General features: G+C 68.3%; 22 protein-coding genes. 16 read left to right on the top strand and 6 right to left on the bottom strand.

Annotated features, from left to right (window positions below; all coding sequences use genetic code 11):
• From A5700_RS07105 to A5700_RS07090, 4 genes are all read left to right on the top strand, one after another.
• Nucleotides 1-302: M20/M25/M40 family metallo-hydrolase (locus A5700_RS07105; protein ID WP_156671115.1), on the top strand; the 302-nt coding region annotated here is incomplete at its 5' end.
• 44 nt (nt 303-346) lie between these two features.
• Nucleotides 347-877 carry a YbhB/YbcL family Raf kinase inhibitor-like protein gene (locus A5700_RS07100; protein ID WP_068066158.1) on the top strand — a complete coding sequence of 177 codons (531 nt, stop codon included), beginning with the start codon at nt 347-349 and terminating at the stop codon, nt 875-877.
• Nucleotides 878-997: 120 nt separating this feature from the next.
• A complete protein-coding gene (locus tag A5700_RS07095) occupies nt 998-1,198 on the top strand; it encodes a hypothetical protein (RefSeq protein ID WP_068066161.1) in 201 nt (66 codons plus the stop codon).
• On the top strand, nt 1,195-2,577 hold the full coding sequence (locus tag A5700_RS07090; RefSeq protein WP_068066164.1) for an HNH endonuclease signature motif containing protein: 1,383 nt from the start codon (nt 1,195-1,197) through the stop codon (nt 2,575-2,577). Before A5700_RS07095 ends, A5700_RS07090 begins: the two co-directional genes overlap by 4 nt.
• Here the strand turns inward: A5700_RS07090 and A5700_RS07085 are convergent.
• The 3 genes from A5700_RS07085 to A5700_RS07075 are packed head-to-tail and all read right to left on the bottom strand — an operon-like array spanning nt 2,574 to nt 5,040.
• Nucleotides 2,574-3,689: a quinone-dependent dihydroorotate dehydrogenase gene (locus tag A5700_RS07085; RefSeq protein WP_068066167.1), complete on the bottom strand. Its 1,116-nt coding sequence runs from the start codon at nt 3,687-3,689 to the stop codon at nt 2,574-2,576. The two genes, A5700_RS07090 and A5700_RS07085, sit on opposite strands and share 4 nt — an antisense overlap.
• Nucleotides 3,686-3,949, bottom strand: a complete 264-nt coding sequence (locus A5700_RS07080) for a DUF5703 family protein (protein WP_068066169.1) — start codon at nt 3,947-3,949, stop codon at nt 3,686-3,688. Before A5700_RS07080 ends, A5700_RS07085 begins: the two co-directional genes overlap by 4 nt.
• Nucleotides 3,946-5,040 carry a hypothetical protein gene (locus A5700_RS07075; RefSeq protein ID WP_231973694.1) on the bottom strand — a complete coding sequence of 365 codons (1,095 nt, stop codon included), beginning with the start codon at nt 5,038-5,040 and terminating at the stop codon, nt 3,946-3,948. The genes A5700_RS07080 and A5700_RS07075 overlap by 4 nt, the downstream gene beginning before the upstream one ends.
• A 92-nt stretch (nt 5,041-5,132) precedes the next feature.
• Here A5700_RS07075 and A5700_RS07070 point away from each other — a divergent pair, with 92 nt between their 5' ends.
• From A5700_RS07070 to A5700_RS07040, 7 genes are all read left to right on the top strand, one after another.
• A complete protein-coding gene (locus A5700_RS07070; protein ID WP_068066174.1) occupies nt 5,133-5,435 on the top strand; it encodes a hypothetical protein in 303 nt (100 codons plus the stop codon).
• A 70-nt stretch (nt 5,436-5,505) separates the two neighbouring features.
• Nucleotides 5,506-6,315 carry a histidine phosphatase family protein gene (locus tag A5700_RS07065; protein ID WP_068066177.1) on the top strand — a complete coding sequence of 270 codons (810 nt, stop codon included), beginning with the start codon at nt 5,506-5,508 and terminating at the stop codon, nt 6,313-6,315.
• Between the two features lie 85 nt (nt 6,316-6,400).
• On the top strand, nt 6,401-6,988 hold the full coding sequence (locus tag A5700_RS07060; RefSeq protein WP_068066180.1) for a DUF3090 domain-containing protein: 588 nt from the start codon (nt 6,401-6,403) through the stop codon (nt 6,986-6,988).
• On the top strand, nt 6,972-7,787 hold the full coding sequence (locus tag A5700_RS07055; protein WP_068066184.1) for an SCO1664 family protein: 816 nt from the start codon (nt 6,972-6,974) through the stop codon (nt 7,785-7,787). The genes A5700_RS07060 and A5700_RS07055 overlap by 17 nt, the downstream gene beginning before the upstream one ends.
• A gap of 75 nt (nt 7,788-7,862) precedes the next feature.
• Nucleotides 7,863-8,654, top strand: a complete 792-nt coding sequence (locus A5700_RS07050; RefSeq protein ID WP_068066187.1) for a 3'(2'),5'-bisphosphate nucleotidase CysQ — start codon at nt 7,863-7,865, stop codon at nt 8,652-8,654.
• A gap of 186 nt (nt 8,655-8,840) precedes the next feature.
• Entirely contained in the window at nt 8,841-10,097 is a 1,257-nt protein-coding gene (mshC, locus tag A5700_RS07045) for a cysteine--1-D-myo-inosityl 2-amino-2-deoxy-alpha-D-glucopyranoside ligase (protein WP_068066190.1), read from the top strand.
• A gap of 599 nt (nt 10,098-10,696) precedes the next feature.
• Nucleotides 10,697-13,354, top strand: coding sequence for a LuxR family transcriptional regulator (locus tag A5700_RS07040; RefSeq protein WP_068066194.1), 2,658 nt, complete (start codon nt 10,697-10,699; stop codon nt 13,352-13,354).
• Nucleotides 13,355-13,370: 16 nt separating this feature from the next.
• Here A5700_RS07040 and A5700_RS07035 read toward each other — a convergent pair whose 3' ends face one another.
• The 3 genes from A5700_RS07035 to A5700_RS07025 are packed head-to-tail and all read right to left on the bottom strand — an operon-like array spanning nt 13,371 to nt 15,446.
• Nucleotides 13,371-14,642, bottom strand: coding sequence for a DUF6545 domain-containing protein (locus A5700_RS07035; RefSeq protein ID WP_156671114.1), 1,272 nt, complete (start codon nt 14,640-14,642; stop codon nt 13,371-13,373).
• Nucleotides 14,564-15,064 carry a hypothetical protein gene (locus A5700_RS07030; RefSeq protein WP_082960342.1) on the bottom strand — a complete coding sequence of 167 codons (501 nt, stop codon included), beginning with the start codon at nt 15,062-15,064 and terminating at the stop codon, nt 14,564-14,566. Before A5700_RS07030 ends, A5700_RS07035 begins: the two co-directional genes overlap by 79 nt.
• On the bottom strand, nt 15,045-15,446 hold the full coding sequence (locus tag A5700_RS07025) for a helix-turn-helix domain-containing protein (protein ID WP_231973697.1): 402 nt from the start codon (nt 15,444-15,446) through the stop codon (nt 15,045-15,047). Before A5700_RS07025 ends, A5700_RS07030 begins: the two co-directional genes overlap by 20 nt.
• A gap of 1,573 nt (nt 15,447-17,019) precedes the next feature.
• On the opposite strand from A5700_RS07025, the gene A5700_RS07020 reads away from it, so the two are divergent.
• The 5 genes from A5700_RS07020 to A5700_RS07000 form a co-directional block, all read left to right on the top strand.
• The gene (locus A5700_RS07020) at nt 17,020-19,695 is read left to right on the top strand and encodes a LuxR C-terminal-related transcriptional regulator (RefSeq protein ID WP_068066204.1); all 2,676 of its coding nucleotides are present in this window, start codon (nt 17,020-17,022) and stop codon (nt 19,693-19,695) included.
• A 465-nt stretch (nt 19,696-20,160) separates the two neighbouring features.
• The gene (locus A5700_RS07015; RefSeq protein ID WP_082960343.1) at nt 20,161-22,038 is read left to right on the top strand and encodes a thiamine pyrophosphate-binding protein; all 1,878 of its coding nucleotides are present in this window, start codon (nt 20,161-20,163) and stop codon (nt 22,036-22,038) included.
• Nucleotides 22,039-22,078: 40 nt separating this feature from the next.
• A complete protein-coding gene (gene pabB / locus A5700_RS07010; protein WP_231973695.1) occupies nt 22,079-24,238 on the top strand; it encodes an aminodeoxychorismate synthase component I in 2,160 nt (719 codons plus the stop codon).
• Nucleotides 24,239-24,329: 91 nt separating this feature from the next.
• Entirely contained in the window at nt 24,330-24,743 is a 414-nt protein-coding gene (locus A5700_RS07005) for a chorismate mutase (protein WP_068066207.1), read from the top strand.
• 7 nt (nt 24,744-24,750) lie between these two features.
• A partial coding sequence (locus tag A5700_RS07000; protein ID WP_231991388.1) for a condensation domain-containing protein occupies nt 24,751-26,141 on the top strand: 1,391 nt, incomplete at its 3' end.

Below are 26,141 nucleotides of genomic sequence, written 5' to 3'. Positions count from 1 at the left end.
GCGAATGGATCCGCGATTTCTCGTCCTACGAGACGAGCTTCGACGGCGACCTGGTGGACGCCATGAACGCCGCGCTGCTCGCGCTGGATCCCGACGCTCGCACCGTGCCTTACATGCTTTCCGGTGGCACCGATGCGAAAGCGTTCGCCCGCTTGGGAATTCGTTGCTTCGGGTTCAGCCCGTTGCGCCTGCCGCCGGACCTGGATTTCAGCGCGCTGTTCCATGGCGTCGACGAGCGGGTACCCATCGATGCGCTCAGGTTCGGCACCGACGTGCTGGCGCACTTCCTGACACACTGCTAGTTCCGTTTTCGAAAGCAAGCCGATCACCACACGAGAGGACGTCCATGAGCACCGCGCCCGACCCGTACGCTTCGCTGCCGAAGTTGCCGACCTTCACGCTGACCTCCGAGTCCTTGACCGATGGCCAAGCGCTGGCCAACCGGCAAGTCAGCGGGATCATGGGCGCCGGCGGGGAGGACGTCAGCCCGCAGCTGAGCTGGTCGGGATTCCCCGACGAGACCAAGAGTTTCGCGGTCACCGTGTACGACCCCGACGCGCCGACGGCGTCGGGCTTCTGGCATTGGGCGGTGGCCAACCTGCCGGCGAGCGTCACCGAGCTGCCCGCGGGTGCCGGCGACGGCGGCGACCTGCCGGGTGACGCGTTGACGCTGGTGAACGACGCAGGGCAGCGCCGTTACATCGGCGCGGCGCCGCCCGCGGGTCACGGCGCGCACCGCTACTACATCGCCGTGCACGCCGTGGACGTCGAGAAGTTGGACCTGCCCGAGGACGCCAGCCCCGCCTTCCTGGGTTTCAACCTGTTCCAGCATGCGATCGCGCGGGCGGTCATTCACGGCACCTACGAACAGAAGTAGGGCAACGGCCCCGGGCTCTGCTGGAAAGAACCTGGAAGAACCTGGAAAAAACGCTGTCTCGGTAACGGCAGCGCTATAAGGGACGGGGTTGTTGTCGGGGGGCGCCGATATCATTCGAACATGCGTTCGATTAATTGCCTCGCCGGCCTGCTGGACCGCTTCGATGCGTTGCACGAGTCGCTCTTCGCGGCGTACGACTCCTTGACGGCCGCGGAACGGCTGGCGGCGCTGGACCGGCTCGAATTCCTGCATGGGCGGCTGGATGCGCTGATCTATGAGTGGTCCGGCCCGTTGGTGGCTGCGGTCGGGCCGCCGGCGTGACCGTGACGAGCCGCGCGGAGATCGCGGCGGACTACGCCGCTCTGCGCGAGGCGATCTCGCGGGTTCAAGGGCACTCCTATGACGGGTTGACCACTCCGGAGCGGCTGCGGCTGTTGGCCCGCATCGAAGGCGAGACGCGCCGCCTGCAAACGCCGACGTATCAGTTGATCAATCAGGTCGCCGAGCGGGCCGATGCGGCGGAGTTGGGCGGGCGGTTGTCGTGGGCGGTGGCCGACCGGCTCCAGATTTCGCGCGTCGAGGCGAGCCGCCGGGTCGCCGAGGCCGCCGCGGTGGGCCCGCGCCGCGGCCTGACCGGCGAACCGCTGCCCCCGCAGCTACCCGCGACGGCGGCGGCCCAGCGTGCGGGGACGCTCGGCGGTGAGCACCTCACGGTCATCCGGCGGTTCTTCGACCAGCTGCCGCACGACGTCGACCAGGAGACCCGGGGGCTGGCCGAGCGCCAACTCGCCGCGCACGCCGCCCAATTCGGCCCCGACCAGCTGACCAAGCTGGCCCAACGCCTGGCCGACTGTCTCAATCCCGACGGTCGCTACACCGATGACGACCGGGCCCGCCGTCGCGGCCTGACCCTGGGCCGCCAACAACCCGACGGCATGACCCGTCTCACCGGCTGGCTCACTCCGGAAGCCCGCGCCACCTGGGAAGTCGTGCTGGCCAAGCTGGCCGCGCCCGGGATGTGCAATCCCGACGACGACGCCCCGACCGTGGACGGCGCCCCGCCAGAACAGGCGGTGCGCCGCGACACCCGTTCGAGCGCCCAGCGCCATCACGACGCCCTCACCGCGGCACTGCGCGCCTTGCTAGCCAGCGGAAAGCTCGGCCAGCACAACGGGTTACCGGCCACCCTCGTCGTCACCACCACGCTCAAAGACCTCGAGGCCGCCGCCGGTACCGCGCTCACCGGCGGGGCCACCCGGCTACCCATGTCTGACGTCGTCCGCCTGGCCCGCCACGCCCACCACTACCTCGCCATCTTCGACCGCGCGACACCGGTCGCGCTGTACCACACGAAACGCCTCGCCTCGCCCGGGCAACGCCTCGTGCTGCACGCCAAGGATCGCGGCTGCTCACACCCGGGCTGCGACGTCCCCGGCTATCTGTGCGAGGTCCACCACGTCCAGGACTGGGCCCGCACCGGCCGCACCGACATCACCGGACTCACCTTCGCCTGCGGCCCGCACCACCGACTCCTCGAACGCGGCTGGACCACCCGCCGCCGCGCCAGCGGCGATACCGAGTGGATCCCGCCGCCCCACCTCGACCGCGGCCAACCCCGCACCAACACCCACCACCACCCCGAGAACCTCCTGGCCGAGGAGGGCGCCACCGAGGAGGACCGCGAGGAAGGAGCGGCTTAACCCGCCCCGCGGGGTTTGGGGGCGGCGGAGCCGACCGCGTCCTGCAGCGACGCGAACCCTCCCTCGCGCAGCCGGCGCGCGATGCCGTCGTGAATCTCCTTGGCCCACAGACCGCCTCCGTAGACGAAGCCGGTGTAACCCTGCAACAGCGAGGCGCCCGCGGTGATGCGCTCCCAGGCGTCGTCGGCCGTCTCGATGCCCCCGACGCTGATCAGCACCAGGCGGCCCCCGACGCGGTCGTAGAGGCGGCGCAGCACCTCGACGGCGCGCCGCGCGACCGGGGGACCGGAGACACCCCCGGCGCCGAGCCCGTCCGCGCCGGCCGTGACCAACCCCTGGCGGGACACGGTCGTATTCGTCGCGACGATGCCGGCCAGGCCCAGTTCGAGGGCCAGATCGGCGACGTCGTCGACATCGGAGTCCGACAGGTCCGGCGCGATCTTCACCAACACCGGCGTCGTCGTCTCCGCCAGGACGCCCGACAGGATGGGGCGCAGCGACTCGACGGCCTGTAGGTCGCGCAGACCGGGCGTGTTCGGCGAGCTGACGTTCACCACCAGATAGGACGCCAGCGGTCCGACCAGCCGGGCGCTCGCCCGGTAGTCGTCGACGGCATCGGCCGCCGCGGTGGTCTTGGTTTTGCCGATGTTCACGCCGATCGGCACGTCGGGCTCGTGGCGCGCCAGTCGCATCGCCAGGGCTCCGGCTCCCAGGTTGTTGAAGCCCATCCGGTTCAACAGCGCCCGGTCGGCGGCCAGCCGGAACATGCGGGGAGCCGGATTGCCCGGCTGTGGGGAAGCGGTGACGGTCCCGATCTCGGCGTAACCGAAACCCAGCGCCCCCCAGGTGCGCAGGCCCAACCCGTCCTTATCGAAACCGGCGGCCAACCCCAACGGTCCCGGGAATCGCACCCCGAACACGGTGCTGGCCAGCACCGGGTCGGTCGGGCCGAGCCGGCCGCGCAATAACCGGCGCAGCGCCGCCACCGCGGTGACGGCGCGCAGCGCGGCGAAGACCACCGTATGAATGCGCTCGGGCGGAACGAGAAAGAACAACCGCCGCAGCAGGCCGTAGACCCGGTGACCGCCGTTGCCCGGTTGGCCGCCGGTCACAGTTCCGGCTGATCCGGGCGTCGACTGTCAATACGAGTCTTCTTGCGACGCAACAAGACTCGTCGGCTACCGTCGTTGTAAAGCCGTACCCTGGTCAGCTCCCAGCCCCGATACTCCGCTTCGATCGACAACCGGATGGACGCGCTGAGCCGGGTGACCTCCGGCGGCAACCGCAACGGCACCCATTCGTAGTCGTCGGACATGTCGGTGTCCCAGCCGGCGGGCAGGCGGCTTGACCGCGGCGCGGACCCGTTCTTCATCGAGGGGCCGCCGCGTGCTCGACGACCTGGACCCCCGCACCGGACCCCGACACCACGTACAAGGTGTCTGACGCTTCGTCGAACGCCAGAGAGTTCGGTTGCTGCACGGTGGGGTAGCGCACCTTTTCAACGGGAATTCCGGTGGACAGATCGTAACCAATGACCATATTAGAAGCGGTCTGGGCCACCCACGCCAACGCGCGCGAGCCGGCCAGGCCGTACGGCGCCGCCGGCACCGGATACGCCTGGCGCAGGATCAGCGGGTCGACGCCGTACACCAGCAGCTGGCCCCCGCGGGTGTCGGCGACGAGCACCCGTCCCCACGGATCGGCGGTCATGCTGGTCGCGCCCGTGCCGGCCCGCAGCGCTTGCTGCACCCGCCCGTCGGCGCCGAGCGCCGTCACCGACGTCTGCCCGCGGTCCAGCACGACGGTCGTATCGCCCTGCGTGGCAAGCGAATCGACGCGAGCGAAAATCTTGCTGCGGTTCTCGACGGTGGCGGCGCCCGCCTCGCCCGGCGCCGCGGCCAGGGTATAGACGGCGCCGTCGGCGCTGCCCAACACCAGTTTGCCGTCGGCCCGCCGGGCGATGGCGGTGAAGTCCACCTCGCCGGCGCCCGCGACGTTCACCCGGGTCACACCCCCACCGGTCAGGTCGACGGCGACGTATCCGCCGCGAGCCGCCGCGTACAGCGTGCCGTGGCCGCCGGCGGTCAGCGCGGTGGCCGGCCCGGGCAGGGCGACGGTCCGGGGCGCGAGCTGCGTGTCGGAGAAGACGGTGACCGATGCGGGCGCCGCCGGATCGGCGTCCGGCGCCAGGACCGCGAGTTGACGGGTATCGGCGTCGAACACCGCCGCGACGGCGTGGGCGGCGAGTGGTCGCACCGCGCCCGCGGGGGGTTGCGCCGCGGGCGGAGACACCGCCGGCCGGGCCGGATCGATGGTGCGGGGCGCGGCGACGAGCGGATTCGACGAGCAGCCGACCGGCCCCCCCAGCAAAAGGGCTAGGCCGGCGACGGCGACCACGAAAAGCCTATGAGCTGCCGAGTTGCGACGGCGAGGCTGTGACAGCAATGGTTTCCCTCGGCTCATGGGGGTGGACGCCCAAATTCTAAGGAACGGTTATGCATCCAAATGGGGTGTGCTGCCGACATCAACCGGGACCCGCGAGGTATGGTCGGCTTATGGCCGTCACCGCCGACCGTCATATGACGCATCAGGAGTTTGCTGTCGAAGAGATGTCGACAGGAATTTTCGCTAGCGGCTATGGAAAAGTCGGTGATGGACGGACTTTCTCCTTCCATATCGAGCACCGCTCCCTCGTTGTCGAGGTTTACCGGCCCCGCCTTGCCGGGCCCGTGCCGCAGGCCGAAGAGGTGGTCGCGACGGCGGTTCGCAGCCTGGTCGACATCGATCTGACCGACGAGCGCAGCCTGAGCGCGGCGGTCCGCGACTCCGTGGCGCACGCGGTGCCGGTTTCCCGCTAGTCGCACTGCGCCCACCGGGTACGGTCGTGGTCGTGACTGCGGTATCGGCGACCCAGGCGCGGTCGGACGCATGACCGTCATCCTCCTTCGCCACGGCCGGTCTACCTCTAACACTGCGGGCACCCTCGCCGGTCGCTCCGAGGGCGTCGACCTCGACGACAAGGGCCGCGAGCAAGCCGCCGGACTCATCGATCGCCTCGGCGACCTCCCGATCCGCGCCATCGTGACCTCGCCGCTGCTGCGCTGCCGCCGCACCGTCGAGCCGCTGGCCGAGGCGCTGTGCCTCGAGCCGCTCGTCGACGACCGGCTGGCGGAGGTCGATTACGGCGAGTGGACGGGACGCAAGATCGGCGAGCTCGTCAACGAGCCACTGTGGCGGGTCGTCCAGTCGCATCCCAGTGCCGCGGTGTTCCCCGGCGGCGAGGGCCTGGCACAGGTGCAGGCCCGTACGGTGGCTGCCATTCGCGAGCACGACCGGCGGTTGGCGGCCGAACACGGCGTTGACGCGCTGTGGGTCGCATGTACTCACGGCGACGTCATCAAGGCCGTCATCGCCGACGCGTACGGCATCCACCTGGACGGGTTCCAGCGCGTCACCGCCGACCCGGCGTCCGTCAGTGTGATCCGGTACACGGAACTGCGCCCATTTGTGTTGCACGTCAACCACACCGGTGCTCGGCTGTCCGCCCCGCTGCGGGCCGGCCCACCGCCCAAAGATGCATTGAAGGACGCATCGACGGATGCATCGACGGACGGGGCCGACAAGCAAGCCGACACCGAAGCCCAGGCGGGACCTGGCGCCGCGTCCGACGGGGAGCCCCGCGAAGCGGCCGGCGGCGTGCCGTCCGGTGACGCGGTCATCGGCGGTTCCACCGACTGAATCGACCGGGCCGGTGCGCCGGCGCGGAGGCAGCAGCCGAATCGGATCGCACGGTGGTGGGAACAGCCGGTATTTTGGAAGTGCCATGGCCCGCGAAATTCACGTCTTCCGCACACCCGACCGCTTCGTGGCCGGGACCGTTGGCCAGCCCGGGAATCGCACTTTCTATATCCAGGCGGTCCACGACGCCCGAGTGGTGTCGGTGGTGCTGGAGAAGCAGCAGGTGGCGGTTCTGGCCGAACGGATCGGCGCGCTGCTGCTCGAGGTGAATCGCAGATTCGGCACCCCGGTGCCGCCCGAGCCGACCGAGGTCGACGACCTCAACCCGTTGATCACGCCGGTCGACGCCGAGTTCCGTGTCGGGACCATGGGGTTGGGCTGGGACTCCGAGGCGCAGACGGTGGTGGTCGAGCTGCTGGCGGTCACCGACGCCGAGTTCGACGCCTCGGTGGTGCTCGACGACACCGACGAGGGGCCCGACGCGGTGCGGGTGTTTCTCACCCCGGAGTCCGCGCGGCAATTCGCCACCCGCTCGAATCGAGTGATCTCGGCGGGCCGCCCGCCATGCCCGCTGTGTGAAGAACCACTGGATCCGGAGGGTCACATCTGCGCGCGCACCAACGGTTATCGGCGCAGTGCGCTGCTCGGGCCTGACGATGAACCCGAGGTCTGATGACCGTGAGGTGTTGCGCGACGGCGAGCTGACGGTCATCGGACGGATCCGCTCGGCGAGCAACGCCACCTTCCTGTGCGAGGCGACGCTGGACGGATGCAGTGTGCACTGCGTCTACAAGCCGGTGTCCGGTGAGGCGCCGCTGTGGGACTTCCCCGACGGAACCCTGGCCGGCCGCGAACTGGGCTCGTACCTGGTATCGGCCCACCTCGGGTGGGACGTCGTGCCGTACACGGTGATTCGTGACGGACCCGTCGGTCCGGGCATGCTGCAGCTGTGGGTGCGGCAGCCCGGCGACAAGGCCGGCCCAGACGCCGATCTGGGCCCGGACCTGGTCGACCTGTTCCCGGTCGGCAAGTTGCAGCCGGGATACCTGCCGGTGCTGCGCGCCCACGACTACGCCGGTGACGAGGTGGTGCTGATGCACGCCGACAACGCGCAGTTGCGCCGGTTGGCGGTGTTCGACGTGCTGATCAACAACGCCGACCGCAAAGGTGGTCACATCCTGTGCGGCACCGACGGTCGCGTCTACGGTGTCGACCACGGCGTGTGCTTGCACGTCGAGAACAAACTGCGCACGGTGCTGTGGGGTTGGGCGGGCAAGCCGGTCGACGACGAAACCCTGGCGGCCGTCGCCGATCTGGCCGACGCCTTGACCGGCTCGCTCGGCGACGAACTGGCCGAACAGGTGACGCGGGCCGAAATCGCCGCATTGCGGATGCGCGCGCACGCACTGCTGAAGAACCCGATCATGCCCGGTCCGAACCGGCACCGCCCGATCCCCTGGCCGGCCTTCTGAGCCCCCGGCCCTGCGCCGTGTCGCAGGCGATGGCTCGACACCTTCCCGGCATTCCTCGTCGGCGATACTGAACCGGTGAGCCAAGCCGATTCGTCCGACCAGACAGACGCGGCGTTGGCTGCCGATCTCGCCGCCGACGCGGGGGAGTTGCTGCTGCGGGTCCGCGACGAGATGGGCTTCGAACACCCGTGGGCGCTCGGCGACGCGGGCGACAGCATGGCCAACGCGCTGATCCTGCGGCGGCTCAGCGTGGAACGCCCCCACGACGCAGTGTTGAGCGAGGAAGCCTACGACGACCTCAGCCGGCTCAGGCACGACCGGGTGTGGATCATCGACCCCCTGGACGGTACCCGCGAATTCTCGACGCCTGGCCGCGACGACTGGGCGGTGCACGTGGCGCTGTGGCAGCGCCCTAGCAACGGCGAACGGGAAATCACCGACGCCGCGGTGGCGCTGCCGGCCCGGGGCAACACGGTGTACCGCAGCGACACCGTGACCGATGGCGCGGCGCGCGTCGGGGTCGACGAGACGATTCGGATCGCCGTCAGCGCCACCCGGCCGCCCGCGGTGCTGTACCGGATGCGCCAGGTGCTGCCCATCCAGCCCGTCGCGATCGGCTCGGCCGGTGCGAAGGCGATGGCCATCATCGACGGCGAGGTCGACGCCTATGTGCACGCTGGGGGCCAATGGGAGTGGGACTCGGCCGCCCCGGCCGGGGTGGTGATGGCCGCCGGAATGCACGCGTCGCGGCTCGACGGCTCCCCGATGCGCTACAACCAGCTCGACCCGTACCTGCCGGACTTCGTCATGTGTCGCGCGGAGCTCGCCCCCATCCTGTTGGATGCCATCCGGCACGGCGGGCGGTAGTTCGATTGCCCGTCTCCTCAGCACCCCGCTGCGCGGGCTGCCTCGTCGGCGGGCGGTGGTTCGATTGCCTGTCTCCTCAGCACCCCGCTGCGCGGGCTGCCTCGTCGGCGGGCGGTGATTGGATTGCCCGTCTCCTCAGCACCCCGCTGCGCGGGCTGCCTCGTCGGCGGGCGCTAGCCTGATCCCATGCAGTCGTGGTCTTCCCCACAGGTCCCGGATTTGCCGGGACGCGGCCCCGAGCTACGGCTGTACGACACGTCGGACCGGCAGGTGCGCCCGGTGTCGGCCGCTACGGGCCCGGGTTCGACGGCCACGATGTACGTCTGCGGCATCACGCCTTACGACGCAACGCATTTGGGGCACGCGGCCACCTACCTGACGTTCGATCTGGTCTACCGGCAGTGGCTGGACCTCGGCCACCAGGTGCATTACGTGCAAAACGTCACCGACGTCGACGACCCCCTGCTGGAGCGGGCCGACCGCGACGGCATCGACTGGCGCGAGCTGGGCGACCGCGAGGTGTCGCTGTTCCGGGAGGACATGACGGCACTGCGCATCCTGGCGCCCCGCGACTACGTGGGGGCCACGGAGGCGATCCCGGAGGTCGTCGAGCTCGTCGAGAAGATGCTGGCGTCGGGGGCGGCCTACGTCATCGACGGCGAGTACCCCGACGTCTACTACCGCGCCGACGCGACGCCGCAGTTCGGCTACGAATCCGGCTACGACCGCGACACCATGCTGCGGCTGTTCGGCGAGCGCGGCGGCGATCCGCAGCGGCCGGGTAAGACCGACGAACTCGACGCGCTGCTGTGGCGGGCCGCGCGGCCCGGCGAGCCGAGTTGGCCGTCGCCGTTCGGTCCGGGCCGCCCCGGCTGGCACGTCGAGTGCGCCGCGATCGCATTGAGCCGACTCGGCAGCGGCCTCGACATCCAGGGCGGCGGAAGTGACTTGATCTTTCCGCACCACGAATTCACCGCCGCGCACGCCGAATGTGTCAGGGGCGAGCGGCGCTTCGCCCGCCATTACGTGCACTCCGGGATGATCGGGTGGGACGGGCACAAGATGTCGAAGAGCCGCGGCAACCTGGTGCTGGTTTCGGCCCTGCGGGCGCGCGGCGTCGAGCCGCAGGCGATCCGGCTGGGATTGCTCGCGGGGCACTACCGCGACGACCGCTTTTGGAGCGAGCAGGTGCTCGACGAGGCGACGGCCCGTTTGCAACGGTGGCGCTCGGCGGCGGCCCAACCCGCCGGCCCCGACGCGACCGACGTCGTCGCGCGCCTGCGTCAATACCTGGCCGACGACCTCAACACTCCGAAAGCCATTGCGGCAGTCGACGGCTGGGCGACCGATGCGCTCGAGTACGGGGGCCACGACGCGCAGGCGCCGGGCTTGGTGGCCACCGCGGTGGACGCATTGCTGGGTCTCAATTTATCGACGCGATAGTTAAATTTGCGCCAGCAATAGCGCGCGCTCCAATTCGAAAGCGACGCTACGCATTCTGCGACACGTCACGGTTGCCGCAGTAGGGCCGCGTTGCCTTAATCAGGCTGGCTAAGTATTTGCTGTCACCAAGCCAAAATAACGTCGCGCCCAACCCGAAAAACGCTGTTCAACAACCATATAAGGACCAATCAGGGGCAGCGACCGCCGGTCATATGACAATTTGCTGAAAGCGCTGTGGTCGGGTATATTCTCCACCAAGCGTTGGGTAAAAGAGCGGGCATCCGATGCAAGCCTCCAGAGAGTTATGGCCGTTGGCTAGCCGTAACGAAGAATGGGGCCGGGTAACCGGCCGGCGCGCGGCGACGAGGCCGGGTGTCGGCAACGCGGCCCTCCTGCTTCTCCGCCGCGCGTCGGGCGCGCGTCAGGCGAAGCCACGGCGCGCATCGGCCTTCCTTCATCGTGAACCGGAACGGCGATGACGGTGGCGGCACTGCCCGTGGCTTTGGTGACTCGCCGAGCAGCCGACGAGATCTCCGGTGTGGGGAAACGGGAGGTGCTCGCCGGTGCAGCGGGGAAGTTATCGAAGTGAGTGGCCTGTCGTGGCCCGGGACGCCGAACTCGGACTGGCGCTCGGGGCCCTCAACGGAGGGGAGTACCAGGGCGTCGCGCTCATCGGTGACAGCGGGGTCGGGAAGTCCACCCTCGCCAGGATGTTGGCCAAAGTTGCCGAGCGCGCCGGGCGCACCGTGCGTTTCGCCTTGGGAACTCACACCGGATCCGCGGTGCCGTTGGGGGCGTTCTCGCGCGCTGTGACCCTGGACGCGACACACGAGCCCGCGTTGCTCTTGGCCTCCGCGCACAAGACGCTGGGCGAGGACAGGAATCTCGTGGTCGTCGTCGACGACGCTCAACTACTCGACCCGTTGTCCGCGACGCTGGTGAATCAACTTGCCGCCGGCAGAACGGCCCGCTTGATCGTCACCATCCGGTCGGGGGAGGTGGTCCTCGACGCGATCACCGCGTTGCTGAAAGAACGCATGCTGTTGACCGTGCATGTCGACCCATTCACCCGCGAGCAGACCGAACGACTGGCCGCCTCGGTCCTGCAGGGTGAGGTGGAGTCCCAACTGGTTGATGACCTGCAGCTCCGAAGTGCGGGGAACCCGTTGGTGCTGCGCGGATTGCTCAGCGCTAGTCGCGACAACGGAGTATTGGTCCGCACCGACGACGTCTGGGAGCGGCGCGGACCGTTGCACGCCGACCGCGAACTGTACGACTTGCTGGAATATCGGCTGCGTTCGCTGTCAGCGGCGGAGCTGGAGGTCGTCGAGGTGCTGGCCACCGCGGAGGTTCTGGAATGGGACATCTTGCGCGGCATCTGCGATGCCGACGTGGCGGCCGGCCTGGAGCGCCGTGGGCTGATCCAGTTGGTGGTCGACGGCTCCCACACCTTGGCGCAGCTCAATCACCCGTTGTTGGGTGACGCCGCGACCCGGCGGGCCGGGGTGGTCCGCTCCCGTCAGCTCAACGGCATCCTGGCGCGGGCGCTCCGAGAGCACCTGCTCGCCGGGGGGCGCTCGCACCTGCACGATGTGCACAGTCGAATCCGCCTGGCACAGTTCATGATTCGTAGCGATCTGACGCCGGACCTCGACGTGGTGTCCGAGGCGGCGGCGGACGCGCTGGCCATGTCCAACGTCGCCCTCGGCGAGGAGTTGGCGCGCTTCGCGGCCGACCGCGGCGGGGGAGTGCCGGCGGCGCTGGTGCTCGCAGAGGCGGTGAGCTGGCAGGGCCGCGGCGACGAGGCCGAGGCCATTCTGCTCGACGTGGAACCGGCCGATGCCAGGGATGGGTTCCTGGTCGCCCGCTGGGGGTGCCTGCGCGCGGCCAACCTCTTCTGGGTGTGCAACCGCGTCGACGAGGCGCGGGGCGCACTGGCCGCCGTCGAAAGCTGGGTCTCCTCGGAGGCCGCGGCCGATCTCGTCAGCGCGATGGACCTTTCGATGGAGGTCTTCTGTGGCGACGTCGCCAGGGCCGTGGAGATCGGGCCGAAGATCTGCGAGTCCGACGTGCCACCGGCCGCCGTGGTGTGGGCGGCGATCCCGACGTGCATCGCGCTGGCCGCCGTCGGGCGATACGCGGATGTCCCCGCGGTGGCCCACGCCGGGCTGAGCGCGGCTGCGACGGAAGGGTTCGGGCTGCAGCAATTCAACATCGGTATGGCCGAGATCATGAACGCCATAGCGGCCGGCGAATGTTTCGCCGCGGAACAGATCTGGCGGCGCTACCGGGAACTCGCTGCGGGCGTTCCTGCCGCCGAGGCCATGGTGCATACGATGCGGGGATTCGTCCGGCTCGGCCAGGGCGACCTGTCGTCCGCGTCGCTGGCGTTCAAAGAGTCCAAAAAGCATCTCTCGCAGGGTTTTCCGTCACCGTGGGCCGTTTTGGCTGCCGCGCGGCACGCCCAGACCGAGGGGCAACGCGGTGACGTCGACGCCGCCTCCGCTGCGCTGCGCGACGCGGAGGAAGCGTACGGGCCGCACGTCGCGATCTTCCTGCCGGAACTCGAGTTGGCTCGCGCCTGGCGGCTCGCCGCCGCCGGCGAGACGGACGCCGCTCAAGCCCACGTCGTCGCCGCGGCGCAGGTCGCACAGGACGCGGGCATGTATGCGGTGGAGATGCGCGCCCTCTACGCGGCGGTGCGTTTCGGGGATCGTGCCCATGCAGCTCGACTGCACGAGCTCGCCGTCATCCTGGGAACTCCCTTCGCGGAGGCGATCGCGAGCCAGGCCCGGGGCCTGGAGTACCGCGACGGGTGCCTCCTCGACGCGGCGGCTCGGCGCTTCGCCGACCTGGGCGTACTGGCGCTGGCCGCCGATGCTTCGGCACAGGCGGCCGCCGAACACGCGCACCGGGGCGAGCGCGGCAAGAAATTTGAATCGTCAACGTGGGCGTTCGAGATGGCGAGTGAATGTGGAATGCGCACACCGGCGTTCGAAGCCGCCGCCCGCCCGCTGCCGTTCAGCGACCGGGAACGGCAGATCGCGAACCTCGTGGTGGCCGGGCTGTCCAACCGGCAGATCGCGGAACGTCTGGTCGTCTCGGTGCGCACAGTCGAGGGACACCTGTATCGACTTTTCACCAAGCTCGGCATCAACACGCGCGATCAGCTGGTCCAGCTGGTGGGCCGCAACGCGTCGGTGCGCAGCACGCTGTCATCTCGCTGCGACAGGCGGTCGGCACAGTTCGCGCCGTGACTAAAAGGCGTGCGGCTCAGACGGGTTCGCGCGCCAGTGGCGACAGCCGTTCGGTGACGGCGCAGGCCGGTGCCCACCATCTCGCCAGTGCCAGCAGATCGGCGGCCTCCTCGTCGAGGCTCGTCGACCGGCCGCGTACGACCAACGTCGTGTCGGGTGGCTCCGGTTTCCTCCCCGCGTTTCTCGCCCGCACGGCGTGCGCCAGTTCCAGGGCGGCGGTCGCCCCGGTCACCTCGTCGGTAGGCACCGCATTGGCTGTGATGAAGTGCACCAACTCCTCGGGGGCGACGTCACGACTATAGGGGCGCAGTTGCAGGATCGCGTCCCGTATCTCGATGACCGTTTGGTGCAGCTGCAGGGTCGTCTTCTGGAATCGACGCCCGCCCTCCTCGAGATTGAACCGGCTTTCCGGCACCAGTGCGGTGATGCTCTGTCGAAGCGGTTGCAGGCCTCGCCAACTGCGGCTGACGCGATCGAGGCCCAGATAGGACAGCAGTCTGACGGTGAGTGGCACCGCGCCGAACAGGTACAGGGCCACGGCCATCCAAAGGAATTCCGAGCCGTGCAGCGCCAGCCGGAATTTCACCGTGTGCGTCAAGCCGAGCTGATCGGTTACCGCCAAGACCACCGCTTCCAGACAGAACGCGGCGGTCACGACGACCGCGATGAGCCCGGCCGCGGCGAGCAGGCGTTCCCGCGTTGCTGTCGCCTTCCTCAGCTCGGACCCGAACATCCACAGCAAGCGCGCCAGCATGACGGTGATGGTGGTCAGATAGAAACCCAGGGCCCACACCGCCTGCCAGCCACCGTTGACCTCGAGCGACTGGCCCGCAACGCGGGCGCGGGTGCCCGCGGCCAGGAACGCCACACACAAGGCGACGGTGGCCAGTCGGAAGTACCGATGGATGCGACGCGTCTCGGCCGGCGACATTCGGCTCCACAACATCGTGAATCCAATGAACTCGACGCACGCCAAATTCATTGCGACGCAAGACACTTGCTGTGCCGTCGTGACGGACATCAGGGCGGCGTCGGACAAGATCGCTTCCACGGCGCGTTCACGTAACAGCTGCGCCAGCAGGAGCCAGGCCATCACATTGTTCAGGTAGGTCTCGTACAGGTTCGCCCTGCACCAGGTGAAACGCGCGGCGAGGACAAGGGTGAGGACCGTGATGACGGTCCAGGCGATGGGGGCGGGAACGTTGGATGTCATTGGCCCCGGAAGAAGGCGCTGCGCATCATCGACCGGCGTTCGGCGGCCTCGGTGGCGGCAATCATCAACAAACACGCGAACATCTCCGCGTCGCGCTCCTGGTCGCCCACGTAGTCGCGGCGTCCCAACACGGCGCGCACCGCGTCGGGATCGATGTCGGGCAGCGCCTGCAAACACACCTGCAGTTCTTGGGTTTCGGCCACGCCACGCCCGCCGCTTCGCCCATGACCCAACAAGATGTGACCGAGCTCGTGGCCCACAATCTGGTCGATGTGATATTCGCTCGTGCCGGTCTCGTGGAGGATCAGGTCTTCGTGCTCACACGCCACCCACAGCCCGCAGGGGCTGTCCGCCAGGGCCGCGGTGTTGGTCGGAATCAACCTGATGGGCCGGCCACGCTGGTCGGCCAGCTTGTCGATGAATACGTTGCGGTCCCATGGCACGGGGATCGGCAGGTCCCGCGCCATGGCGAGCATGTCAGCGTTGGACACTGCCATTGGTTTCGTCCTCTCCCTGAGAGGCGATGGGGGGCAACCGTTCCAGTTCGCGGAGGTGGTCGATCATCGCAGCCACACTGTTGAGGGACTGAGTTGTCAGCCCGGATGCGCGTGCTGCGAGGTCGCGCACCTTATGGTCACGGAGTGCTTGGAGCAGATTCAGTTGCGCGTCGACCGCTGGGTCGGCCTCCGAATCTATCAAGTACGACGCCGGTAGGCCGAAGAATTGCGCGATCGCCCGAAGGTGGGTGACGGTGGGGTTGGTCTTGATGCCGTTGCGGAGTTGCCACAGGTAGGCCGGACTGATCGGCACCCCAGTTTTCTCGGTGATTGCGGCTGCCGCGGCGGCGTTGGACAGCGGAGGCGTGCTCGGGCTGTGCATGACCTCGAACAGCTTGTTCAAGCGGGCGGCGAGTTCACCGTCGCCCGATATCTTCTCGTGTGCGTCGCCCACCTCTGGATTACTCCCATTTCATGTGCGGGCCGGCCGTGTGTACTCACATTACAGCTCGTCCTTCGCTGGCAACACCCGAGCAAACGACGTGCGGGTTCAGCGTCCGGGGCGGCACCGTCCGGCCCGGGACGGCGACGGCTTCGGTGTCAGCAAACGCGGCTGCGTAGTCGGCTCAGGCGTTGCGGCTGACGGTGGTCTACCCACTCGGCCACGCGCGTAGCGAGTGAGGTATGCGCCGGGGGTCGGCCCCACAGGGCATCGTCCGCCGAATGTCGGATTAACCAGGCCCTCGACTTACTCGAAAGTAGGTTGACTCAGTAACGCCTTAACCAGTGCAAACTGGCTGCTTCATAGCCGACACATATATTTCAGTTTCGGTTGAGCACGGCCCTCGGTACTGATATAACAAGGCTGTTCGGGATCTGCGGCGGGCAGGGCGGGCGCGGCGCGGCGGGGCATTGAGGGGTTCCAGGCTCCAACCGGGGCGTGCGGAAGGGACCTGCGTGCACAGTCGATCGGACCAACCGGAGCCACGCGGCCCGGCATCCGCGCACGTCCAAGCCTCGTGCGCCGCGTCGGCCGGGCGCCTAGTCGACGGTCCGCCGCTGAGTCCCCCCCAGGAGTGCGCGACCCAAGCCCGTTCGGTGAGGTGGTCGGCCGCCCGATCGGCCAGCTGGCCGCGCTGTTGGCGGCGTCGTGGGCGGGTGACTCCGGGACGTCGCTCGGACGGCGTTGACGCCTGGGCGGGACGCCAGGGGTGGCGCGGGCCCGCGCAGGCCGCCGGCCCGGTCGTGCGCGACCGACGGGCGGCGCAAACCGGCGACTCTTTGCGGCGGCTTTGCGACTCACCCGGTCGTTCGCTGCATTTACTCGATCTGATGCCACCCACTACTCGAGTTGCCCGCAACGCGCCGTTGCCCTGGTCGAAGGCTCTTACGCTCCGGCGCATGACATTGACTCCGGAACACCTGATCCTCCGGGGCCCGAAGCTAACGGATCGCGCCAGTGATCCAGCGAGCCTCTCGGACGGGTTCCATCGACCCGCCGCCGGCCGCCCGCGTCACTGGGAAACGTTCGATTACCCACAACCGTGGGGCCGTTCTGTGCGTCGAATCTCTGAGTAGCGGGAGACGGTCCGGTGGTGAGTGGTGTCGGTGAGAACGCAGGGACAACCGCGGCGGTGCGGACAGCGCGGACCTCGGGCCCAGGCCATTCGGGAGGCGCCGACGCAAAACGCATGTTTCGATTGACGCTGTTAGGCGTACCTTTAGTACTAAACAGTCAGTTGCAACAGACTCTCGGTATGAGAGTAGTGGAGAGGGTCGCGTCACCGCGGCGTTTCGGTGCCGCGTTTCGGCGCCGCGGCGCCGGGGCCGCAGGGGCGTTCACCAAGACGATGCCGTCTGGTGGGCGGCGTCTGATGCGTTAGAGGAAAAGTGGGGAGGTGCGTCAACCAGTGCAGCGAGACAGAGGTCAAGACAGTGGTTCGACGTGGCCCATAGTGGCGCGCGACGCGGAATTCCGGCAGGCGCTGGCCGCGCTCAACGACAGTGAGGTCCAGGGCGTCGCGTTGGTCGGTGACAGCGGTGTGGGCAAGTCCACCCTCGCACGAATGCTGGCCAAGGCGGCCGAATCTGCCGGACGGCCGGTGCGCTTTGTCCTGGGTACGCAGACGGGAAGCGCGGTCCCGTTGGGGGCGTTCTCCCGCGCCGTCACGCTGGAGATAGCCCACGAGCCCGCCATCATGCTGGCGGCCGCGCACAAAACGCTCGGCCGCGAGGAGAACCTGGTCGTCGTGGTCGACGACGCGCAATTGCTCGATCCGCTGTCGGCCACTTTGGTGAATCAACTGGCTGCGAACCGCACCGCGCGGTTGATCGTGACGATCAAGTCCGGCGAACCGGTTCTCGACGCGGTGACCGCGCTGTTGAAGGAACGGCTGCTGTTGACCGTGCACGTCGATCCGTTCACACGGGAGCAGATCGGGTCGCTTGCCGGCCGGGTGCTCGGCGGCGCGGTCGGGACGCGCTTGATCGACGAGTTGTACGAGCGCAGCGCCGGAAACCTCTTGGTGCTGCGCGGGTTGCTCAGTTCCGGCCGGGAGAGCGGGGCCCTGGTTCGCGCCGACGGCGCGTGGCAGCTCAAGGGCCCGCTGCATCCGGATCGGGAACTGTACGACCTCCTCGAATTTCGGCTGCGGTCGCTGTCGCAGGACGAGTTGGAGGTCGTCGAGGTGCTGGCCGCCGCGGAGGTGTTGGACTGGGAGATCCTGCGCGAGATCTGCGACGCGGACGCAGCGGCAAATCTCGAACGCCGAGGGCTGATCCAGCTGGTCGTTGACGGGTCACACACCTTGGCCCAGTTGAATCATCCCTTGCTGGGCGACGCGGCCACCCGGCACGCCGGGGTGGTCCGCTCGAGACAACTCAACGGCGTCCTCGCCCAGGCCATGCAGCGGCACCTCAAGGCCGGCGGACGTTCGCACCTGCCGGACTTGCGCAGCCGAATTCGGCTGGCGCGCTTCATGATGCACAGCGACCTGACGCCCGACCTCGATGTGGTGATCGACGCGGCGGCGGACGCGGTGGCCATGTCGAACGTCGTCCTGGGCGAAGAGTTGGCCAGGTTCGCGGTCGACCGTGGGGGAGGCCTGCCCGCGGCGATAGTGCTGGCCGACGCGGTGAGCTGGCAGGGACGCGGCGGCGAGGCCGAAGCAGCCCTGGTCGATGCGGAGCCCGACGAGGACGCCGACGAGTGGTTGGTGGCCCGATGGGGGTGCCTGCGTACCGCCAACCTGTTCTGGGGTTGCGGTGATGTGGAGGGCGCGGCGCGCGTATTGACGGAGGTGAAGAAGCGGGTCCGGTCCGAGGCGGCCGTTCAGCTCGTCACCGCGCTGGAGGTTTCGAGCGGATTCTTCTGCGGGGACGTCGAAACGGCGCTCAACGTCGGCCCGGGTCTGTGTGAATCGAACCTGCTGCCGTTGGCGACCGTGTGGGCGTCCATCCCCACCTGCGGCGCCCTGGTCGCCGTCGGACGCTTCGCGGAAGTCCACCGAGTCGCGGAGGCCGGACTGCGCGCTGCGGCGCTCGAGGGAACGGGCTTGCAGCGCTTTAACATTGGCCTCGCCGAGATCATGAGTGCCACCGCCGCGGGCGACTTCGTCGGGGCCGAGCGGGTCTGGAAGCGTTACGCCGCCATCGCCACCGGCGTCGCCGAGGTAGACGCGATACTGGACGCGATGCGGGGGCTCGTGCAGCTGTGTCGGGGCGACCTCCCATCGGCGTGCGCCGCGTTTCGCGGCGCGAAACAGGTCCTCTCTCAAGGGTTTCCCTCGCCGTGGGTGGTCCTGGTTGCCGTCCTGCACGCCCAGGCGGAGGGGGAGCGGGGCGACAGCGAAGCCGCTACCGCGGCGCTGCGATTCGCGGAGGAAGCGTACGGGCCGCACGTGGCGGTGTTCCTCCCGGAACTCGAACTGGCCAGGGCCTGGCAGCAGGCGTCGCTGGGTGAAACGAAACCGGCCCAGACTCATGCGCTGCGGGCCGCGCAGATCGCGGGGCAAGCCGGCATGCACGCTGTCGAGACCCGTGCCCTGCACGCCGCGGTTCGCTTCGGCGATCGCACCCAGGCTGGGCGGCTGGAGAAACTCGCTACCCTGCTCGACACTCCGTTGGCGGCCGTCACGGCGGAGTACGCGCGCGGCCTCACCAAGCACGACGCGGACATGGTCGACGCGGCAGCCCACCGGTTCGCCGACCTCGGTGCGCTCGCGCTGGCCGCCGACGCGTCGGCGCAGGCCGTCGACGAGTACGCCCGCCGGGGCGAACGTGGCAAGGAGGTCGAATCGTCGACCTGGGCGTACGGTCTGGCGAGCCAGTGCGGGCTGCGGACCCCAGCCCTCGAGGCCGCGGCGCGCCCGCTGCCCTTCAGCGGTCGGGAACGCCAGATCGCCATGTTGGTCGCGTCCGGTCTGTCGAACCGGCAAATCGCTGACCGCCTGGTGGTGTCCGTGCGCACCGTGGAGGGCCACCTGTACCGGTTGTTCACCAAGCTCGGCATCAACAATCGCGATCAACTCATCCACCTCACGAATCGGCACCTGCTCGGCAACAACACGCTGTCGATGCGCGTGGACGACGCCGGCGGTAACCCGCCGCACGATCGCCACGCGGCCGGTTGACCGCTCGAGCGGTGACGGGGCGGTGGTCGGCGCGCGCTGACACGCGAGAGTTACTGTCGCGCTGGGCAATTCAGCGCGGCACGAAAAGCCGCCAGCGTGCATCGACACCGCCTTTCGGGCGGTCCGGCAAGCAGGCCATGACTCGTCGTCCTTGACGGCCCGCCGCGCTGCGGGCGGCTCGGCCTGAGATCCGTTACGCGCCATCGCGGGAATCGCTACTCGATCCGCGCGTCGATACCACCCTAGTCGGATCAATTGGGTCTCGACGCTGCGTCCAGCAAACTTAGACTCCCGCGCATGGCATTCGTCATCGTCCCGAAAGGGGCTGCTCCAGTCCACGTTTGGAGCCCCGACCGGGCCGCGTCGCCGCCGCTGAGGGCGACGATCCACGAGGCCACTGCGGGTGGTGACGAAAAGTCGGGCCGAAGTACCGAGACCGTGACGACGTCTAGAGGTTGAACAACTATGCACGCGAAGCACCGCGTGGTCGACTACATCGTCGACCGGCTGACAGCAATCGGCGTCGACCGTCTATTCGGTGTCGACGGCGAGAACATCGAAGACCTGTACGACGCCGCGTCAGCGCGCCCCGACTTTGGGGCCGCGTTGGCCAAACACGAGTTTTCCGCGGCCGCCATGGCCGACGGCTATAGCCGCAACGGCGGCGCGCTGGGCGTGATGGCCGCGACGTCGGGAGGGGGTGCGCTCAACCTGATCCCAGGCCTCGGCGAAGCGTTCTCCAGCCGCGTGCCGGTCCTCGCCCTGGTCGGTCAGCCACCGACCGCGATGGACGGACGCGGCAGCTTTGGGGACACCAGCGGTCGCAACGGCTCGGTGAACGCCGAGGCGCTGTTCTCCGAGGTGTCGGTGTTCTGCCGGCGAGTGCTGGATCCCGCCGACGTCGCGCCCGCGTTGTCGTCCGCCGTGGCGGCCGCCCGGGCAGGTGGTCCCGCGGTACTGCTGCTGCCCAAAGACGTTCAGCGGGCGGCCATGCCGTCCGGCGTTCCCACCGACGTGCCGGCGGGGGAGCGGCCCCGCTCGATCAGCGACCCCCATCCCATCGTGCAGGCGCTGCGCGCGGCGCACGGACCGGTGACGATCATCGCGGGCGAGCAGGTGATGCGCGATGGGGCGCGGGTCGAACTGTCGGCGTTACGCGCCCTGCTGCGTGCGCGGGTCGCCTGCGTGCCACACGCCAAAGATGCCGCTGGCACACCGGGATTCGGTTCCTCCTCGGCGCTTGGCCTGGCCGGCGTCATGGGCCACCCCAGCGTGGCGGAGGCGGTGAGCGGCAGCGCGCTGTGCCTCGTGGTCGGAACCCGGTTGTCGATGACGGCCCGCGCCGGGCTGGACGACGCCTTGGCGGCGGTCCGTACCGTCTCGATCGGTTCCGAAGCGCCGTACATCCCGTGCACCCATGTCCACTCCGACGACTTGCGGGTGTCCCTGCGGACCTTGGCGGATGCGCTCACGGGTCGCGGCCGCGCGACCGGGGTGCGCGTTCCCGACACGTTGCCCCGCACCGAGTTGGCCACGCCTTCGTTCGACGGTTCGGGGGTCCGCTACCGCGAGGCCATGCGCGCGCTCGACCGTGGGCTGCCCGACGGCGTCGACATCGTCGTCGACGCCGGCAACACCGGCGCGGCGGCCCTGCACTACCTTCCCGTCCGACGCATGGGTCGATTCGTGGCCCCACTGGGCATGGGGGGCATGGGATATAGCTTCGGGGCGGGTATCGGCATGGCGTTCGCCCGCGTGAGACGCGAGAACGCGGGGCGAGTCGTGGTGATCGCCGGTGATGGAGCCTTCTTCATGCACGGCATGGAGGTACATACGGCCGTGCAGTATCGGTTGCCCGTGACGTTCGTGTTGTTCAACAACAACGCCCACGCCATGTGCGCGCTCAGCCAGCAGCTGTTCTACGGAAATCGGCACGGGCACAACCGGTTTACTCCGAGCAGGTTGGGCGCAGGCCTGGCCGCCATGTTTCCCGGACTGTCCTCGGTCGATGTCGCCGATGCCGACGGCTTGAGCGCGGCCGTGCGTGCGGCGCTCGACTGTGTCGGCCCGTCGGTCATCGCCGTCGAGTGCCAGGCCGACGAGATACCGCCGCTCGCACAGTTCTTGGAGCCGGGGCTACCGCGACGCTCGCCAGCGCAGGCGGGCCGAACTCCCGAGCCGCGCGAGCAGCCGACCGGCGACGCGGCGCCCGATCATCCTGGCGCACAGTCGATTGGTACACCCGCAGCTCCGGATTCGCCGCGCCCGGCGCACCTGTCAGATGTGGAGCGTCACCGCACGCCTACTCTATCCGGCCGCACGAATCTCTCTACTTGCCTCTGATCCGAAGTTGCACCGAATCGCTGAACCTACGCTTCCCGAAATGGCCAGTCCGAACCCGTTGGCCGGAAAGGAAATTCCCATGTCCGTGGTGATCGTGGACAACTACGACTCCTTCACATACAACCTTTTCCAGCTGACCGCCGGCGTGACCAACAGTCACGTACGGGTTGTTCGAAACGACGACTACGCCGCGTGGCGGTCCATCGTCCCGGAGAGCATCGAAGCGTTGATCATCTCCCCGGGCCCCGGTCGTCCGGAGTTCGAATCGGACTTCGGCATCAGCCGACTGGCTCTCGAGTACGACGTCCCCGTGTTGGGCGTCTGCCTGGGGCACCAGGGCTTGTGCTACTTCGAGGGCGGCGTCGTCACGATCGCGCCGGAGCCCTGCCACGGACGGACCGGCGCGATCCAACACGACGGAACCGGGCTGTTCGCGGGCATACCGTCACCGTTCCGGGCGACCCGATATCACTCGCTCGTGGTGTCCGAGGTGCCGGACTCACTGCGCGTCACCGCGAGCACCGTTGACGCGTCGGGGAAGGAACTCGTGATGGCGGTGGAGCACCGGTCGCGGCCCCAATGGGGTGTTCAATTTCATCCCGAGTCGATCGTCACCGAGCACGGCTGCACGTTGATCGCGAACTTCCTGAGGCTTGCCCACGTCAGGTCGCAGCGCTGCAGTGTCAGAAAGGTGGCCGCGGCCGCGGCGCGCATAGCCCGCGAGAACGCGCAGCCCGGCCCGGAGGAATCCACCACGCCGACCCAACGGTTCCGGGTGATGAGCACCCGGCTGAAGCTCGAGGCGGACTCAGAGCACGTCTACACGAGCCTCTTCGATGGTCAGGACGGCGCGATCTGGCTGGACAGCTCGAGGATCATCGAGGGCCTGTCGCGCTTCTCGATTCTCGGCGGCTGCGGCCCGCACGGCGAATGGGTCACGGCGGACGCCAACTGCGGCGTCACCGTTCGCCGCAGCGACGGCACGGTGTCCCACGTGCCGCAGAGCATATTCGACTACCTCGACAGCCAGACCGCCGAACGCTCGGTCGGCCGCGTCGTGGACGAATGCGACTTCGCGCTCGGCTACGTCGGCTACCTGGGGTACGAGACGAAGGCGGAATGCGGCGGTGACGCGGCGCATCAGTCGGATCTGCCCGACGCCGGCTTCGTGTTCTGCGATCGAGCGGTCGTCATCGATCATCAGCGCGGCGAGACGTGGCTGTTGGCGCTCACCACCCAGGCGATCCGTGATCAGTCCGACGCCTTGTCGTGGCTGGACACCGCCGAGCGGGCGGCGCGGTCGTCGGTGAATGCCGCGCCCGTCGGGGCCCACTTCGACCTGACTCCGGTCGACGTGCCGACCGTGATCAGGGAGTCCCCGACCAAGTACATCGACAACATCCGGCAGTGCATGAAGGAGATCCGCGCGGGGGAGACCTACGAGGTCTGCCTGACCACCACGGTCACGGTCAACGCCAACATCGATGCGCGCGAGACCTATTCGGATCTTCGCCGGCGTAATCCCGTTCCCTACGGGGCGCTTCTGCGACTCCCGGGTGTCGACGTGCTCTGTGCCTCCCCGGAACGGTTCGTCAAGATCTCCGCCGATCGGATCGTCGAGGCCAAGCCGATCAAGGGCACTCGCCGCCGCGGCCACACGCCCGATGAAGACCGCCTGCTGGCCACCGATTTGTGCACCGCGGAGAAGGATCGCGCGGAGAACCTGATGATCGTCGATCTGCTGCGCAACGACCTCGGGCAGGTCTGTGAGATCGGTTCGGTCCACGTTCCCCGCATCTTCTCGGTCGAGACCTATGCCACCGTGCACCAATTGGTCAGCACCATCAGGGGCAAGCTGCGCGACGATGTGACGCCGGCCCAGTGCGTGCGCGCCGTCTTCCCGGGCGGGTCGATGACCGGGGCGCCGAAGCGGCGCACCATGCAGATCATCGACAGGCTCGAGGGCGGACCTCGCGGAATCTATTCCGGGGCTATCGGTTACTTCTCGCTGACGGGAGCCGTCGACCTGAACATCGTCATCCGCACGATGGTCGTACGCGGCGACGAGATCACCATCGGCACCGGTGGCGCCATCGTGTCGCTCTCCGACCCCGAAGAAGAGCTCGCCGAGATTCGCCTCAAGGCGAGTTCTCTGTTGGAGTCCCTGCGCGCGACGGCCCGCTTGACGGCTCCGGCGTGACGCACGGTCCATCGGCCTCGGATGCCGGTGTAGCTCGTGATGCCCTGCGCGGCAATGTGTTCGATGTCAAGCACAGAACGGAGAACTTTTCGTGACGGACGATCGTGAGATCGAGGGCATCGCCATCGGACTGGCGATGGACGAATGCCGCAAACGCCTCGACGAACTGGACAGCGCGCTGATCGGCGTGGTCGCCGAGCGGATGGAGCTGTGCGTGCAGATAGCCCAGCTCAAACATCGAGGGCGCATACCGATGATGCAACCACACCGCCTGCGGCACGTCCGCGCGAAGTCCGTCAGGGAAGGCCGGATGCAGGGGCTCGACGAGGGTTTCGTGGAGCGGCTGATCGACGTGATCACCCAGGAATCGTGCCGCCTGGAAGATTTCGTCCTCGCCAGGCTCGGTCTCGACGGTCAGAACGGTCTCGACGGTCAGAACGGCCTCGACGGTCAGAACGATCTGCACGCGGTCCGGGCGCGGCCGCCGGTCGGCGAACCCCGTTAGGCCCGCGATGCTCGACTACGGCACACAACCCGACGTGCTAGGACCGTTGACCGCAGCACAGCGGTCGATCTGGGCCGCCCAACAGCTGCGCCCCGAGGTTCCCTACAACTTCGCCGCTTTTCTCGCCATCGATCACCATGTCGACGCCGAGCGGCTCATGCGCGCCTGCGAAGCGGCGGCCACGCGGTTCGGCTCACCGTGCACCCGAGTTGCGGTCGACGGCGGCGAACCCGTGTTCATGGTCGATCGGTCTTTCCCGAATACCCTGCACTGCAGAGATTTCCGGGGCGAAGATGACCCAGTCACCGCCGCGCGCGCCTGGATGAACGCGGAGTACCGTCGACCGGTCGACCTGGGCCGGGACCGCCTCACCGAATTCGCGCTGCTGCGGGTCGCCGACGAGCTGTGTTACTTCTACCTTCGTACGCACCACGTGGTCCTCGACGGCTTCGGGGCCAACGTCCTGATCCGCTACGTCGCGGCCGCATACACGGCAGCGGAGTCACCGGACGGCAAGGTCGTCGACTTCTCCGAATTCGCCTTGATCCGCAAGGCGGACCACAGCTATCAACAGTCGACGCGCAGCCGCGCCGATGCCGAGTACTGGAGCACCGTCGTGCAGGGCGGACTCGACGTCACCGATCTGACGGGCACGCCGCGGCTGGTCGCCCCCCGTCACCCCGAGGTTCGTGAACTGATATGCGAGCCGGGGCAGGGCGCGCGGGACTCCGCGCGCGCGGCGCTCGACGTCGCGCGGATCGTCGCCACCATGGCGGTTTTTCTAGCGAAAACTACCGGCCGTCAGCAGGTTTCGATGTCCCTTCCGGTGTCGGCGCGCACCAGCGCGGCGCTGAAAAAGTGCACCGGCATGGTGTCGAATCTGGTGCCGCTGCTCATCGGTGTCGGCGACGACGACACCATCGGTGCGATCACCGATCGGGTCGCCACGTCACTGATCGGTGCGTTGCGCCATCAACAGTTTCGACGCTGGCCCGACCTCGTAGGTGGCGGTTCGACGCGCTTGGACATGAACGTCGAATTCGGCCCGGTCATCAACATCCTCAGCTTCGTCGAGCCGTTCGCCTTCGGCCCGTCCGAGGTCGTGTATAACCTCCTGTCCATCTTCCCCGTGCAGGACATCGCGGTCAGCATCTACCCGTGGCTCGACGGCCAGGCGCCGCGTATTCAGTTCACCTGGAACCCGGACCGCTACGCGGCCGACGACATCGACCGGCACATCAGCCGCCTGGAGTCGCTCCTGAGCCGCCTGCTCTCGGCCGACGCGTCCCTGCCGGTCCGTGAGGTGTCGCTACTGGCTTCCGACGAGTGGGATTTGTTGGTGCGGTTGTGGTCTGGGGCGGTGCGGCGGGACACCCGCCTGCACCGCGAGCAGGTGTT

The organism is Mycobacterium sp. E1214, assembly GCF_001666755.1.
In the GTDB taxonomy this organism is placed as follows: Bacteria; Actinomycetota; Actinomycetes; order Mycobacteriales; family Mycobacteriaceae; genus Mycobacterium.
Note: the sequence above shows the minus strand (reverse complement) of the source record. Positions and strands in the feature narration are given on the sequence as shown.